The following is a 13,707-nucleotide window of genomic DNA, read 5'->3' as shown; positions in this document are numbered from 1 at the left end:
TCAATCCAGCAAGGAAATCAGCCGGGGTTCGATTGAATCGTCCTGCACATCGAGCAACGCCAGCGTCACCGGCAACTTGAAGCGCCGCGGCCCCGCACTGCCGGGGTTGAGATAGAGCCGGTCACCGCGCCATTCGATACAGGGCTTGTGCGAATGGCCGGTGATCACCAGCCTTGTGCCGGCCTCCAGCACGGCAGGGACATCCGCCAGGTCATGGACCAGCAGGACCTGCCAGCCGTCGAGGTCGAAACTCAGGTGGTCAGTGAGTTCTTCTGCCCACGGCGCATTAAGATCATTGTTCCCGCGCACGACATGCAATGGCGCCAAGGCTGCCAGTTGCTCAAGGATGTGCGGTTTGCCGATGTCGCCGGCGTGGAGGATCCGGTCACAGCCCTGCAACGCGGCCAGGGCTTGCGGGCGAAGCAAGCCATGGGTATCGGAGATCACGCCGACTTTCATGTACACCTCGCACAGGAACCTGGAGGGTGAATTCCAAGCATAGGGTACGCGGCACCGCCCGGGTCTTGCTCCCGTCATTCGTCTGGCCGACGTGCGTGCGCTGCACCAGAGGCCTACAGTCACCGCCGAAGGTTGCTGGAGGTTGTACGCCCTTTCGATGCCGGCGCTGAAGCTTCGGGTGGATTTAACCCTGAGCGTGGTTCGCCTGCAGGGCACTCAAACCCACCCTGTTTGCGAGGTGAATAAAATGGCCAAGGCCGCCGATGTCGTTGTGCAATGCCTGGAAAACGAAGGGGTCGAGTATGTGTTCGGCATTCCCGGTGAAGAAAACCTCGACCTGCTGGAGTCCCTGCGCAAGTCCGCCATCAAGCTGGTGCTGACTCGCCATGAACAGTCTGCCGGCTTCATGGCCGCGACTTACGGCCGCCTGACCGGCAAGACCGGCGTTAGCCTGTCGACCCTCGGTCCGGGGGCCACCAACCTGGTCACCGCCGGCGCCTACGCCTACCTGGGCGGCATGCCGATGCTGATGATCACCGGCCAAAAACCGATCAAGAAGTCCAAGCAGGGCCGCTTCCAGATCCTCGACGTGGTCGGCATGATGCAGCCGCTGACCAAATACACCCATCAGCTCGCCTCGGCGGACAACATCCCTTCGCGGGTTCGCGAGGCGTTTCGCCTGGCCGAGGAAGAAAAGCCCGGCGCGGTGCATCTGGAGCTGCCGGAAGACATCGCCGCCGAGCAGACCGATAGCCTGCCCATCTCGCCGAGCCTGGTCCGTCGGCCCCTGGCCGAGCACAAGTCCATCGACGGCGCCGTCGAAAAGCTCAAGGCCGCCCGCAGCCCGATCCTGGTGATCGGTGCCGGCGCCAATCGCAAGATGACCTGCAAGGTGCTCAAGCCACTGATCGACAACACCGGCATTCCCTTTGTCACCACGCAAATGGGCAAGGGTGTGGTCGACGAGCGCCACCCGCGCTTCCTCGGCAACGCCGCCCTGTCCGCCGGCGATTTCGTGCACCGCGCCGTCGAGGCCGCGGACCTGATCGTCAACATTGGCCACGATGTCATCGAAAAACCACCCTTCTTCATGGTCCGTGGCGGTACCGAAGTGATCCACATCAACTTCCGTTCCGCCGAGGTCGACCCGGTGTACTTCCCGCAAATCGAAGTGGTGGGTGACATCGCCAACGCCGTGTGGCAGATCGGCCAGGCGCTGGAAGTCCAGCCACATTGGGACTTCAGTCGCCTGATGGCCATCCGCGAAGCCAACGAAGCGCAAATCATCGAGGGCGCGGACGACAACCGCTTCCCGATCTACCCGCAGCGTCTGGTCGCCGATGTGCGCCGGGCCTTGCCCTCCGAAGGCATCGTGGCCCTGGACAACGGCATTTACAAAATCTGGTTCGCGCGCAACTACAAGGCCCACAAACCCAACACCGTGTTGCTCGACAACGCCCTGGCGACCATGGGCGCCGGCCTGCCGTCGGCCATGGCCGCGCACCTGGTGCACCCGGACCGTCCGGTGGTGGCGGTCTGCGGCGACGGTGGCTTCATGATGAACAGCCAGGAACTGGAAACCGCCGTACGCCTGAAGATGAACCTGACGGTGATCATCCTGCGCGATGACGGCTACGGCATGATCCGCTGGAAACAGTCCAACATGGGCTTCACCGATTTCGGCCTGGACTACGGCAACCCGGATTTCGTCATGTACGCCCAGAGCTATGGCGCCAAGGGCCATCGCGTGGAAAGCGCCGAAGGTTTCCTGCCGCTGTTGCAACGCTGCATCAGCGAACCGGGCGTGCACGTGATCGATTGCCCCGTGGACTATTCGGAGAACGATTTCATTCTCAACAGCGAGATCAAGCGAAGAAGTGCCCTGGTCTGATACAGCGACATTCGCTTCGCCCCGATGGCGGTACCGCAGTGAGGTACCGCCAGCGTCAGCCAGCCATGCGACCGGGTTATTGCCGCTCTTTCAGCAGTTCGGCGATCAATTGTGCGGGTGGCATCTTCGCGGACTGTGCAATCTGGCATACAAGGTTGATCACAAAGGAAATTATTCGATGTTGTGAGGGCGCCTGATGCCTGTCGAGTCGTTGTCCTAGGCCGCGACACGCTTCGCCGCGGCTCGATCATCCGGCAGGCCCCAGTAGATCAAACCGGCGCACAAGAGACAGAACGGCGCCAGCGCCAGCATTCCCATGTAGGTGTTACCGCTCACGTCGTTGATATAACCGACCAGCAGGGGCGCGACCATGCCGCTCAGCTGTCCCACCGTGTTCACCGCCGCGATCCCGCCCGCGATGGCAAGGCCGGTGAAGGCTTGCTGAGGTATCGTCCAGAAAATCGGAATGGCAATGAAGACGCCGGCAGTGGCCAGCACCAGGAATGACGTCAGCAGGATGTAGTGATCGTTGAAGTAGCACGCGGCAAAGTACCCTGCCCCGCCCACCATCATGCACATCCACAGATACTTGCGGCGTTCGCCGGTCGCGTCCGAACGCCGAGTGACGATAATCATGCCGATGGCCGCCACCAGGTACGGCAGCGCAGTCAGGAAGCCCACCGTCAACTCACTTTTGATCCCCGACGCACTGATCAGGTGGGGCATCCAGAAGTTGAGGCCATACCCCGTCAGCTTGATCATGAAATAGATCACCGACAGCACCGCCACCTGCCGCGTGAAAATAACCTTGAACAGCGAGGCGTGAATCGGGTTGGACGCTTTCCTGTCGTTATCCAGGTTGCGCTGGAGCACCTCCTTTTCATCCTGGGTGAGCCACTTGGCGGACTGGATATCACGATCAAGTTTGTACAACACGATAATGCCCAGGAGGCTGCAAGGCAGTCCGGACAAGACGAACAGCCAGTGCCAGCCGGCAAGACCGAGGAAGCCGTTCATGTATTCGAGGATCATCCCCGACACCGGCGCGCCGAGGACGCCGGCCAGCGGGATCGAAAGGAACCAGATGCCGTTCATGCTCGCCAGGTTCTTTTTCGGAAACCAGCAGGCAAGGTAGAACAAGAGCGCGGGCCCGAAGCCGGCTTCCATCACACCGATCAGGAAACGCAGGAAGTACAGGGTGTATTCGTTGTAGGCGAAGACCAGGGCTGCGGTGGCCAATCCCCAGGACACCATGATCCGGCAAATCCAGCTGGGCGCTCCGTAGCGCTTCAAGCCATAACTGCTGGGCACTTCGAACAGCACGTAGCCAAAGAAGAAAATGCTGGCCGCAAAACCATAGGCGGCATCGGACAGTCCCAGTTCGGCCTGCATCTGGGTCTTGGCAAAACTGATGTTGATCCGGTCGAAGTAGGAAAACAGGAAACACACAATGGTCAGCGGAAGGATGCGCCAGGCGATTCGACGATAAAGCAGGAGTTCGTCAATGCCGGCAGGATCAGCCGCAACGCTATGAATTGCAGTAGCCATCTCATTTCTCCGTAATTGTATTTGTTGGAGATCATTGGTTCCGGCGCCAACGCAAGCCGGTTATAGCATCAGGACATCTTCAGGGTGCGGATCGCCTCCCATCCTCGGTGGCAGGCACCAGCGCCGTGCGACTGAGCAGCACGCCGTCCTCATCGGCATACAGCCAGTCGCCAGGCGATACCTCGATGCCGCGAATGTTGAGCGTTTCCTGGAGAATGCCGCCGTTCTCGTTGTTCGAACGAACCGGCCAACACCCCGTTGCGAGGATCCCGAGCCGGATTCGGGCCAGTGCCTGGGTGTCGCGCAAGTTGCCATTGATCACCACACCCGCCCAGCCGTTCCGCCCGGCCAGCGCCGCCAGATTGTCGCCCAGCAGCGCCAATGGGTTGAGGCCTGCGTCGATCACCAGCACACGGCCATGGCCCGCGTCGCGCAGCAGGGTCCGAATCTCACCGTTGCAACCTTCGGCCCTGAGGGTGACGACCTCACCGTGGCAACGGCGCGCCGCACCAAACCATGCCCATTTGCCGGGCAGCACCCGCACGTCGCCAGCGATGAGCATCGGGGCGTGTCGATCACAGAGGTCGGCCGTGGAAAACGTCATTTCAGACCGCCTCCGCCCACCCGCTCACGCAACTCCTCGAAGCTGGCGAGTCGTCCAAGCAGCGCACTGGCGGCGACGGTGTAGGGACTGGCGAGCCATACCTGGCCCGGTCCGGATCGACCGGGAAAATTGCGGTTGATCGCACTGACGGTCACCTGATCGGCCCGGGTCGATGAGCCAGGCCCGCAATTGGCGCAGGCACCACAGCCGGGCATGATCATCTCCACGCCCAGGCGCTCGAAGGTCTCCAGATAACCCTTTTCGATGCAGTAGTCTCGAACCGCCACCGTGCCGAATTGCAAGTACAGACGGGTGTGCCCGGCGATCGTCAGCCCGTGCTCGAGTCCCCATGCCAGGACTTCGTGGTAGTAGTCAAAGTCCTCGCGCTTGCCCGCCGTGCAGGATCCGCCGTAGGCGATATCCACCGCGACAGGTTGCTCCAGCTCCGCCAAAGGCATCCCGTTGCCGGGGTCTCCCGGAGACGCGACCAAGGGTGTCAGGCGCGAGCAGTCTATCGAATACTGCGCTTTGTACTCGGCACCTTCATCGCTGAACAGCCAGTCCTCCAGCTCGATCCTGACACCTCGCCGCTGGTAAATGAAGTCGACGGTTTTCTGGTCAGGCTGCACGATGCCGGTAAATCCGCCGAGCTCGGCCACCATGTTGGTCAGGGTCGCACGCTCATCGATCGACATGGCCTGTACGGCTTCGCCGCGGTACTCGAACACCGCGCCAATGGCATTGCCCTGGCGTATGGAGTCGTTGCGCAGCAACTCGAGCACCACATCCTTGGCGGTGACGCCCGGCGTGAGTCGACCGCTGAGTTCTACCCGAATAATCTCGGGCATGCGGCAACGGATGTAGCCCGTGACCCAGCTATTGGCGATGTCGGTCGCCCCCGCGCCAAAGGCCAGGCAACCCAGGGCGCCGGCGTGGGGCGAATGCGAGTCCGTGCCCACCACCACCTGGCCGGGGAGCGCATGCTGCTCGGTCATCAGCGCATGACAGATGCCTTGCGATCCGCTCTGCCCTTTCAATGCGCCATGCTCGACAACCGGATAACGACGGACAAACTCATCATGGGCAGAGGCCAGCCCGCCCACGGCGGCGAGCAGGTTGTCACGAACGTGGGGGAAACTCTGGCTGGCCAGAATCAGGTGATCCTGGAAAGCGATGATTTCATGGGGTCGGACCAGACTCACTGGATCGCCAAACGCTTCATGCATGAAATGCGCGCACATGCCGGTGAAGTAGTCATGACTGAATCGCCAGTCCGCAGAAATGAACACACCATCCCCCTTGCTCACGGCCTGTTCGGGATTGATGCGTCGACGCAAGATGATTTTTTCGACCAGGGTCAGCGGCCGATCCTGCGTGATCGTATTGAACACTTTGTCGTCGCGAGGCGGCAGCTCGGCTTTGCTGTACGGCAACAGCCCCCCTGCACGGATCACGGCCTGGGTCACGGCATCACGCCCCGCGAGAAATTCCTCGATATCGATGGACTCGCCCGCGCGAATGCGCTCGATCAGGCCAAAATCCGTCGAGGTGTAGATGCCGATGTTGTCGCAGTTCTGCCGATAAATTCGCTCGAAGCTCTCGGCAATGATCAGGCGAATGCCGGCGGATTTTTCGGCCAGCGGGCTGGACTCGCGAGACGAGCCCTTGCCGTAGCGCTTGCCCGCCACCGTGACCTGGAAGCCACCGTTGCTGACCGCGAAAGGGCCGATCGGCAACACACCCTCGGTCTTGAAGCCTACATAGGGATACTCTCCCAGCCGCGAGTCGTAGGTCATCATGATGACCACAGGAGTGATTTCGTCGGTAGAAATATTGTCGCGAAGCGGCAAGGCTTCGGCCACGGCCAGGTCCCGCCCCTGCAACTGAGCGCTGACGGCTTCGCTGCTGCAGGACAAGAACAGGATGCGTCCGTCAAAGCGGATTTTTGTTTTGGTCATTTGTATCTCCTCTCTTGAGAGGGATACTAAGCTTCACATTTCCTGGCGGTAGTGATGATTCTTCAGCACCGCCATCACCAAATATCGGTTCTCAATGCAATCCATCTGGCGATTCGATCCCACCTCGCTGAAACTCTTCATCGCCGCCTGTGAACAGGGCAGCATCGCGCGGGCGGCGGAAAGGGAAAACATGGTCCCGTCGGCGGTCAGCAAGCGCATCGCCGAACTGGAGGAAGCCGTCGGTACGCCGCTGTTCTATCGCCACAAAAAAGGCATCGAAGCGACACCGGCCGGCCAGTGCCTGCTTGAGCATGCAAGGCGTGTCGTCGATGACCTGTTGCTGATGAGCGCCGAAATGTCGGGGTTCGCCGATGGTCAACGCGGCCATATCCGGGTGGGCGCCAATCGTTCGAGCATTATCCAGTTTCTCCCCCGGGATCTGCGCGCCTTCCGCGATGCCCGCCCCGACATTGCCATTGAGCTGCAGGAACAGACCAGCGAGGAAGCGGTGGAATCGGTGCTGGGCAATCAGAGTGATTTGGCCATCGGCACTGACCTGTCCGGCGCGGCGCTACGGGGACTTGATGTCCACGACTACCACTCGGATGAATTGGTGCTGGTCGTACCCCAGGGCCATCCGTTGGCCGGAAAAACGGCGGCAGCCTTTTCCGACAGCCTGTCGTTCAGCCACATCGCGCTGCACAAGGACAGTCCGCTGTACCGCATGCTTGACCAGGCGGCGCGCCACGCCAAAAAAACCATCAAGTACGAAGTCCACGTGAAAAGCTTCGATGCGGTGTGCCGGATGGTGCAAGCCGGCCTGGGCATGGCCGTCATACCTCGACAAGCGATCAGCCATGCCGAAGGGCCCGACCTGATCATTGTCGCGCTGACGGACAGTTGGGCGACCAGGCGTTTTCACATCGTCTCCAGACCCGCGCCCTACCTGTCGACGGTGTGCAAAAGCTTCCTTGAGTTTCTGAGCGCCCAGGTCCCCGGCCCGCGGGGCTGACGGTTCAACGGATAAGTCGTCTTGAGCAGGTACTGGGCCGTGATGCCCTTGAACATCACCGCCGCCGCTTCGGCGAAGCCCAGCTCATCGGCAATCCGCACCAGGCGGTTCGCCGGATACAGGCGACCACTGGCGTAGGCACCCAAGGGTCCCGTGGCAGAGGCGACCCTGTCGCTCACCGCCACTTCAGTGACACCCGCGCCGATCGCCGACACGCGACCGGCGCCTTCCAGACCGAGCGCGGACGGCAAGGCCACGCGCACCGCACCGCTGCGCTGGCTGAGGTCCAGCGGATTGACCCCGATGGCCGCCTGATCCAGCCAGACTTCCCCCGCGCCCGGCGATTGCACAGCAATCTGTTCCAGGGACAGCACTTGAGGCCCGCCGAACTCATGAATCCTGACGCTGTTGATCATCTCGCACTGCTCGCATTGGTCTGGATGAAGAGTGTAATGCGCTGGAAAACGCGCGCCAGACGGGGCTTTTGCAGTTCATAAGTGCACAGCGTGCAGCATTGGGCACAAAGGCTCAGTAACTGAAATCGTGCCCCAGTTCCTTCTGCATCCATTCGAGAAAACGCCTTACCCGGGGAAAGTTCGAATGGGCGCGAGGAAACACCAGGTGGTGGGCGGTGATCGGCGCGCTCAATGCCGGCGCGACTTCGACCAGCGCACCGCGGGCGAGATAGTCCCGGGCCAGCAAGGTGCTTTCAAGGGCAAAACCCAGCCCGTGGCTGGCGGCCTCCAGCGTCATGTAGGAGCGATCGAAGCTGAGGGTGTAGGGTTTCTCTGGACGTGACACGCCATGTTGGGCAAACAACTGCGGCCACTTGATCAGCGTCGCCTCCGACAGGATCAGTTGGCTGTCGAGCAAATCCGCGGCGCTGCGGATCGGGTGTTTTTCCAGCAGCTTCGGCGAAGCCATCACCGCAATCCGTTCATTTCCAATCGTGCGCACTTCGTAGCTCGGCCAGTTGGGCATGCCATGGCGGATGTCGACATCGATCTTGTCACGACTGAAATGCAGCGACTCATAAGAGCACGAGAGGTTGAGCTGGATGTCCGGGTGGCTTTGGCGAAACTGCTCCAGGCGCGGCATCAGCCACAGCAGGCCAAAGCTGGGCGATGAGTGCAGGCGCAGGCAATCGAGGCTGACGTCGCTGGTGGCGCGTTCGGTGGCCACGGCGAGGCTGTGCAGGAGGCCGGAGACTTCCGTGAGGTATTGCTCGCCGACCGGGGTCAGGGTCACGCCCCGGGCGGTCCGGAAAAACAATTGCCGCCCGATCATTGCCTCCAGTTTGGCCAGTTGATGACTGACGGCCGAGGGGGTCAGGTCGAGCAATTCGGCGGCGCGCGCGACGTTGCCGAAGCGGGCGGTCTGTTCGAAGGCCTGAATGGCTTTCAGCGGCGGCAGCGTTGCAGGTGCATCGTCGGATGAGCGCATGATGATTGTTATTCTGCTGCAAGTTAAACAAACCGGGGGTTTCACTATTCAAGCATCGGAATGCGCAGCTGACGAGTGCTGAATTTTTTTCAGCACCCAGTGACGTTCACGTTATTGCTCAGGGTCATCGTGGGGAACAAGCTGAGTCATCGATTCGATTGGAGTCGAACCCATAAAAACAATGTCAGAGGTACTCCTCCATGCTTCTTCAAGGCAAAGTCGCGATCATCACCGGTGCAGCTTCCGCACGTGGCATTGGCCGCGCCACAGCGACCACTTTCGCGCAGCACGGCGCCCGTGTGGTGATTCTCGACCTGGATGAATCCGCCGCCCGCGATGCCGCGGCAACCCTGGGCGAAGGCCATCTGGGTCTGGCGGCCAACGTCGCCGATGAATCGCAAGTCCAGCAGGCCGTCGCAACCATCATCGAGCATTTCGGTCGTATCGACATCCTCGTCAACAACGCCGGTATCACCCAACCTCTCAAGACCCTGGACATCCGCCCCTCGGATTACGACAAGGTGCTGGACGTCAGCCTGCGCGGCACCTTGCTGATGTCCCAGGCGGTGATCCCGGCCATGCGTCAGCAGTCATCCGGCAGCATCGTGTGCATGTCATCGGTTTCCGCCCAACGCGGTGGCGGCATTTTCGGCGGCCCGCACTACAGCGCGGCCAAGGCCGGTGTGCTGGGGCTGGCCAAGGCCATGGCCCGGGAACTGGGACCGGACAAGGTGCGCGTGAACTCCATCGCCCCCGGTTTGATCCATACCGATATCACCGGCGGCCTGATGCAGGACGAACGCCGCCACGCGATCATCGATGGCATTCCCCTCGGTCGACTGGGCGAGGCGCAGGACGTGGCCAACGCGGCGTTGTTCCTGGCCAGCGACCTATCCTCTTACCTGACTGGCATTACTCTGGATGTGAACGGCGGCATGCTGATTCACTGATGACACCTGGCGGGCCTCGCGGCCCGTGCGGTTCTGGATCGACGACGCAGCCGGCCCACGAGGCTGGCGGTCAATAAAAACAAGAGATCAGACCATCATGACTACCCTGTCGCTCGAAGCGGTTTCGACCGTGCGCTCCAACGCCTATCGCAAGACCGCATGGCGCCTGATGCCGTTCCTGATGCTGTGCTACCTGTGCGCCTATCTGGACCGGGTCAACGTCGGCTTTGCCAAGCTGCAAATGATGAACGACCTGGCCCTCAGCGAAACTGTCTACGGACTGGGCGCCGGCATGTTCTTCATCGGTTACTTCCTCTGTGAGGTGCCCAGCAACATCATCCTGCACAAGGTCGGCGCCCGCGTCTGGATCGCCCGCATCATGATCACCTGGGGCATCGTCTCCGCCCTGTTCGCCTTCGTCGAAACCGCCTGGCAGTTCTATGCGCTGCGCTTTCTGCTGGGTATCGCCGAGGCGGGCCTGGCACCGGGCCTGTTGCTGTATCTGACCTATTGGTTTCCGTCCTACCGGCGTGCACGCATGACCGTGCTGTGGTTTATCGCCATTCCGCTGTCCGGAATGGTCGGTGGCCCGCTCTCCGGCTGGATCATGAACCATTTTGCCGGGATGCATGGCTGGGCGGGCTGGCAGTGGATGTTTGTCCTGGAAGCCGTGCCGACCGTACTGATCGGCCTGTTGGTATTGAGCTACCTCAAGGACGGCGTGCATCAGGCCAGTTGGCTGGATGATGACGAGAAAGCCCTGATCAGCCGCGAACTGGCCGAGGACGACCAGCAGAAAGTCACCCATGCCTCGGTGGGTGAGTTCATCCGCGACCGTCGCCTGTGGTTGCTGGCCGGCATCTACTTCTGCGTGGTCATGGGCCAGTACGCTATTACGTTCTGGCTGCCGACCCTGGTGCGCAACGCCGGGGTTTCCGATCCGCTGCACATTGGCTTCCTGACCAGCCTGCCCTACCTCTGCGCGATTGTGGCCATGCTGTATGCCGGACGCAGCGGCGACAAACATCGCGAACGCCGCTGGCATCTCATCGTACCGATGATCGCCGGTGCTATCGGCTTGAGCCTGGCGGCGCTGATGGGAGGCAATGTCCTGCTCTCGATTCTCAGTCTGTGCCTGGCCGCTTCAGGAATCCTGTCCGCGACGTCGATGTTCTGGATGCTGCCCACCACGCTGCTCGGTGGCGTGTCCGCCGCCGCCGGCATCGCGGCGGTCAACAGCTTCGCCAACCTCGCCGGCTTCTGCTCGCCCTATCTGATCGGCTGGGTCACCACCCAGACCGGCTCCAGCGCCATCGGCATGTACCTGATCACCGGCGTCCTGCTGGCCGGTGCCACATTGGTGCTGCGCATCCCCGCCGCCTCGGTCAATCGTTGATTCATTGGAGTTTTACCATGACTGCTCAGACTGCATTCACGTCATCCACGACGCTGGCGCAACGCGCCCATAATATTCGCCGCCACGCCTTGCGCATGGGCCAGGTCCAGGGCCAGGGCTATGTCGGCCAGGCCCTCGGTGCCGCCGACCTGCTGGCCGTGTCCTACTTCCACGCCCTGAGCTATCGGCCTGAGGACCCGGAATGGGAAGCCCGCGATCGCTTCTACCTGTCGATCGGTCACTACGCGATTGCCCTGTATGCGGCCCTGATCGAAGCCGAGATCATCCCGCTGGACGAACTGGAAACCTACGGCGCCGATGACAGCCGCCTGCCGATGTCGGGCATGGCGGCCTACACCCCGGGCATGGAGATCACCGGCGGTTCGCTCGGCCAGGGCCTGGGCATCGCCGTCGGTGCGTGCCTGGGCCTCAAGCGCAAGGGCTCGTCGTCCTTCGTCTACAACCTGCTGTCCGACGGCGAACTGAATGAAGGCTCGACCTGGGAAGCGGTGATGTCGGCCTCTCACTGGAAACTCGACAACCTGATCGCCATCGTCGACGTCAACAACCAGCAGGCTGACGGCCACTCGAGTGAAATCCTCTCGTTCGAACCCATCGTAGATCGTTGGCAGGCCTTCGGCTGGTTCACCCAGCGCGTCGATGGTAATGACCTGCAGGCGCTGGTCGCGGCGTTCGACGCCGCGCGCAACCACCCTGGCGCCCAACCACGGGTGATCATCTGCGACACCAAAATGGGCAAGGGCGTGCCCTTCCTCGAAACCCGCGAAAAGACCCACTTCATCCGCGTCGAAGAACACGAATGGGACCTGGCACTGAGCAACCTTGAAGAAGGACAAAACCAATGAGCAACGCAGCCAACACTCCGACTTCCACGGTTACGCCTGCCAAAAAGCGCCTAACCACCTCGGCGATGATCGCCTCGATTGCCGCTGAGGGCCAGGCCACCAAATCCGCGCCTTTTGGTCATGCACTGGCCGCATTGGCCGATCAGCGCCAGGACATCGTCGGCCTGTCCGCCGACCTGTCCAAGTACACCGACTTGCACATCTTCGCCAAGGCGCATCCGGATCGCTTCTATCAGATGGGCATGGCCGAGCAACTGCTGATGAGCGCGGCGGCGGGCATGGCCCGGGAAGGCTTCGTGCCCTTCGCCACCACCTACGCGGTGTTCGCTTCGCGCCGCGCCTATGACTTCATCTGCATGGCGATTGCCGAGGAGAACCTCAACGTCAAGATCGTCTGCGGATTGCCCGGCCTCACCACCGGCTACGGCCCGAGCCACCAGGCCACGGACGACCTGGCGATCTTTCGCGCCATGCCCAACCTGATGATTGTCGATCCGTGCGATGCACTGGAGATCGAACAGGCGGTGCCGGCTATCGCCGCGCATCAAGGGCCGGTCTACATGCGCCTGTTGCGCGGCAATGTGCCGCTGGTGCTGGACGAATACGGCTACACATTCGAAATCGGCAAAGCCAAGACCCTGCGCACCGGCAACGATGTGCTGATCATCTCCACCGGCTTGATGACCATGCGTGCACTGGAGGCCGCCAAGGCGCTGCAAAAGGACGGTGTGGATGTCGCGGTGCTGCACGTGCCGACGATCAAGCCGCTGGATGAGCAAACCATTCTGGCTGAAGCCCGCAAGCCCGGCCGCCTGGTCGTGACCGCGGAAAACAGCTCGATCATCGGCGGGCTGGGCGAAGCGGTGGCCGGCGTGTTGCTGCGCAATGGCGTGACGCCGACCTTCAGGCAGATCGCCCTGCCCGATGCGTTCCTTGATGCGGGGGCTCTGCCAACCCTGCATGATCGTTATGGCATCTCGACCCAGGCGGTGTGCGCCCAGGTCAAAGCCTGGCTGTGATCATGGACTGATGCCGGGCGCCCAGGGACGGGCGCTCGCCCCTTCACTCGGGCTTTACCTGCCGAGTCGCTTTCGACCCGAGCATGCACTCCGCCCGGCTTGCGAACAACGTCCCGGCCTGCTGAGCAAGCTTGCGCCACTCGACGCTGGTGATCAGGCCGTCACGCTCCATGTCATCCGCCGCTTTCAACAGCCGGTAGTACCGGTCTTCGGCGTCGATGCGATGTTCGGACAGGGTAAACAGCTGTCGCCAGGCAGTGATCGCCAATCTTCTTTGCGCTTCTTTCATCCCACCCCCCACGGTCTGTGTAGGAGATGGATTGCTTCTGCGCCTGCGCGTTCCATTTGCCTGATCTTCCCGCACCCACTCTTTGTAGGAGCGAGCCCGCTCGCGATGGTCGCGAACGATAACGCGTAAAGCCAGATGCCCCTCGGCGCTCTCGGGTTTTTCGCGAGCTTGCTCGCTCCTACAGGGGATCTGTGAACGACACGGATCTCCTGTAGGAGCGAGCACGCTCGCGATGGTGGTGAACGATGACGCGTAAAACCAGGTGCCCCTCG

Annotated in this window: 12 protein-coding genes and 1 pseudogene; 6 read left to right on the top strand and 7 right to left on the bottom strand. The window is 61.6% G+C overall.

Features of this window, described 5'->3' with window-relative positions; translation table 11 throughout:
- Positions 1 to 459, bottom strand: coding sequence for a metallophosphoesterase family protein (locus F8N66_RS18335; protein ID WP_150771519.1), 459 nt, complete (start codon positions 457 to 459; stop codon positions 1 to 3).
- A gap of 247 nt (positions 460 to 706) precedes the next feature.
- Between F8N66_RS18335 and F8N66_RS18330 the strand changes: the two genes are divergently transcribed.
- On the top strand, positions 707 to 2,350 hold the full coding sequence (locus tag F8N66_RS18330) for an acetolactate synthase large subunit (RefSeq protein WP_150771518.1): 1,644 nt from the start codon (positions 707 to 709) through the stop codon (positions 2,348 to 2,350).
- A 216-nt stretch (positions 2,351 to 2,566) separates the two neighbouring features.
- Here the strand turns inward: F8N66_RS18330 and F8N66_RS18325 are convergent, their stop codons facing one another.
- From F8N66_RS18325 to F8N66_RS18315, 3 genes are all read right to left on the bottom strand, one after another.
- Positions 2,567 to 3,898 (bottom strand): MFS transporter, encoded by a 1,332-nt coding sequence (locus tag F8N66_RS18325; RefSeq protein WP_150771517.1) that lies wholly within the window; start codon positions 3,896 to 3,898, stop codon positions 2,567 to 2,569.
- Between the two features lie 79 nt (positions 3,899 to 3,977).
- Positions 3,978 to 4,502 (bottom strand): ribonuclease E activity regulator RraA, encoded by a 525-nt coding sequence (rraA, locus tag F8N66_RS18320; RefSeq protein ID WP_150771516.1) that lies wholly within the window; start codon positions 4,500 to 4,502, stop codon positions 3,978 to 3,980.
- Positions 4,499 to 6,460, bottom strand: coding sequence for an aconitase family protein (locus F8N66_RS18315; protein ID WP_150771515.1), 1,962 nt, complete (start codon positions 6,458 to 6,460; stop codon positions 4,499 to 4,501). Before F8N66_RS18315 ends, rraA begins: the two co-directional genes overlap by 4 nt.
- 94 nt (positions 6,461 to 6,554) lie before the next feature.
- Here F8N66_RS18315 and F8N66_RS18310 point away from each other — a divergent pair, with 94 nt between their 5' ends.
- On the top strand, positions 6,555 to 7,472 hold the full coding sequence (locus F8N66_RS18310) for a LysR family transcriptional regulator (RefSeq protein ID WP_150771514.1): 918 nt from the start codon (positions 6,555 to 6,557) through the stop codon (positions 7,470 to 7,472).
- On the opposite strand, the pseudogene F8N66_RS18305 reads toward F8N66_RS18310, so the two are convergent.
- Together F8N66_RS18305 and F8N66_RS18300 are read right to left on the bottom strand one after the other, a co-directional pair.
- A pseudogene (locus F8N66_RS18305) lies at positions 7,451 to 7,888 on the bottom strand (alcohol dehydrogenase catalytic domain-containing protein); the annotation flags it as partial. The gene F8N66_RS18310 and the pseudogene F8N66_RS18305 sit on opposite strands and share 22 nt — an antisense overlap.
- Positions 7,889 to 8,000: 112 nt before the next feature.
- Complete coding sequence (locus F8N66_RS18300) at positions 8,001 to 8,915, bottom strand: LysR substrate-binding domain-containing protein (RefSeq protein ID WP_150771512.1); 915 nt, start codon at positions 8,913 to 8,915, stop codon at positions 8,001 to 8,003.
- 200 nt (positions 8,916 to 9,115) lie between these two features.
- Between F8N66_RS18300 and F8N66_RS18295 the strand changes: the two genes are divergently transcribed.
- The 4 genes from F8N66_RS18295 (at position 9,116) to F8N66_RS18280 (ending at position 13,146) form a co-directional block, all read left to right on the top strand.
- The gene (locus F8N66_RS18295; RefSeq protein ID WP_150771511.1) at positions 9,116 to 9,865 is read left to right on the top strand and encodes an SDR family NAD(P)-dependent oxidoreductase; all 750 of its coding nucleotides are present in this window, start codon (positions 9,116 to 9,118) and stop codon (positions 9,863 to 9,865) included.
- A 97-nt stretch (positions 9,866 to 9,962) separates the two neighbouring features.
- Positions 9,963 to 11,261 carry an MFS transporter gene (locus F8N66_RS18290; protein ID WP_150771510.1) on the top strand — a complete coding sequence of 433 codons (1,299 nt, stop codon included), beginning with the start codon at positions 9,963 to 9,965 and terminating at the stop codon, positions 11,259 to 11,261.
- Positions 11,262 to 11,278: 17 nt separating this feature from the next.
- Positions 11,279 to 12,127: a transketolase gene (locus F8N66_RS18285; protein WP_150771509.1), complete on the top strand. Its 849-nt coding sequence runs from the start codon at positions 11,279 to 11,281 to the stop codon at positions 12,125 to 12,127.
- Positions 12,124 to 13,146 carry a transketolase family protein gene (locus F8N66_RS18280; protein ID WP_150771508.1) on the top strand — a complete coding sequence of 341 codons (1,023 nt, stop codon included), beginning with the start codon at positions 12,124 to 12,126 and terminating at the stop codon, positions 13,144 to 13,146. Before F8N66_RS18285 ends, F8N66_RS18280 begins: the two co-directional genes overlap by 4 nt.
- A gap of 43 nt (positions 13,147 to 13,189) precedes the next feature.
- Here F8N66_RS18280 and F8N66_RS18275 read toward each other — a convergent pair whose 3' ends face one another.
- The gene (locus F8N66_RS18275; protein ID WP_150771507.1) at positions 13,190 to 13,435 is read right to left on the bottom strand and encodes a hypothetical protein; all 246 of its coding nucleotides are present in this window, start codon (positions 13,433 to 13,435) and stop codon (positions 13,190 to 13,192) included.
- Positions 13,436 to 13,707 lie beyond the last annotated feature (272 nt).

The sequence above is a fragment of the Pseudomonas fluorescens genome, assembly GCF_902498195.1.
GTDB classification, from domain to species: Bacteria; Pseudomonadota; Gammaproteobacteria; order Pseudomonadales; family Pseudomonadaceae; genus Aquipseudomonas; species Aquipseudomonas fluorescens_BU.
Note: the sequence above shows the minus strand (reverse complement) of the source record. Positions and strands in the feature narration are given on the sequence as shown.

What these genes read in the sequence shown, in the direction of transcription:
- F8N66_RS18335 (WP_150771519.1), bottom strand. Translation starts at nt 459, where the DNA reads ATGAAAGTCGGCGTGATCTCCGATACCCATGGCTTGCTTCGCCCGCAA.
- F8N66_RS18330 (WP_150771518.1), top strand. Translation starts at nt 707, where the DNA reads ATGGCCAAGGCCGCCGATGTCGTTGTGCAATGCCTGGAAAACGAAGGG.
- F8N66_RS18325 (WP_150771517.1), bottom strand. Translation starts at nt 3,898, where the DNA reads ATGGCTACTGCAATTCATAGCGTTGCGGCTGATCCTGCCGGCATTGAC.
- rraA (WP_150771516.1), bottom strand. Translation starts at nt 4,502, where the DNA reads ATGACGTTTTCCACGGCCGACCTCTGTGATCGACACGCCCCGATGCTC.
- F8N66_RS18315 (WP_150771515.1), bottom strand. Translation starts at nt 6,460, where the DNA reads ATGACCAAAACAAAAATCCGCTTTGACGGACGCATCCTGTTCTTGTCC.
- F8N66_RS18310 (WP_150771514.1), top strand. Translation starts at nt 6,555, where the DNA reads ATGCAATCCATCTGGCGATTCGATCCCACCTCGCTGAAACTCTTCATC.
- F8N66_RS18300 (WP_150771512.1), bottom strand. Translation starts at nt 8,915, where the DNA reads ATGCGCTCATCCGACGATGCACCTGCAACGCTGCCGCCGCTGAAAGCC.
- F8N66_RS18295 (WP_150771511.1), top strand. Translation starts at nt 9,116, where the DNA reads ATGCTTCTTCAAGGCAAAGTCGCGATCATCACCGGTGCAGCTTCCGCA.
- F8N66_RS18290 (WP_150771510.1), top strand. Translation starts at nt 9,963, where the DNA reads ATGACTACCCTGTCGCTCGAAGCGGTTTCGACCGTGCGCTCCAACGCC.
- F8N66_RS18285 (WP_150771509.1), top strand. Translation starts at nt 11,279, where the DNA reads ATGACTGCTCAGACTGCATTCACGTCATCCACGACGCTGGCGCAACGC.
- F8N66_RS18280 (WP_150771508.1), top strand. Translation starts at nt 12,124, where the DNA reads ATGAGCAACGCAGCCAACACTCCGACTTCCACGGTTACGCCTGCCAAA.
- F8N66_RS18275 (WP_150771507.1), bottom strand. Translation starts at nt 13,435, where the DNA reads ATGAAAGAAGCGCAAAGAAGATTGGCGATCACTGCCTGGCGACAGCTG.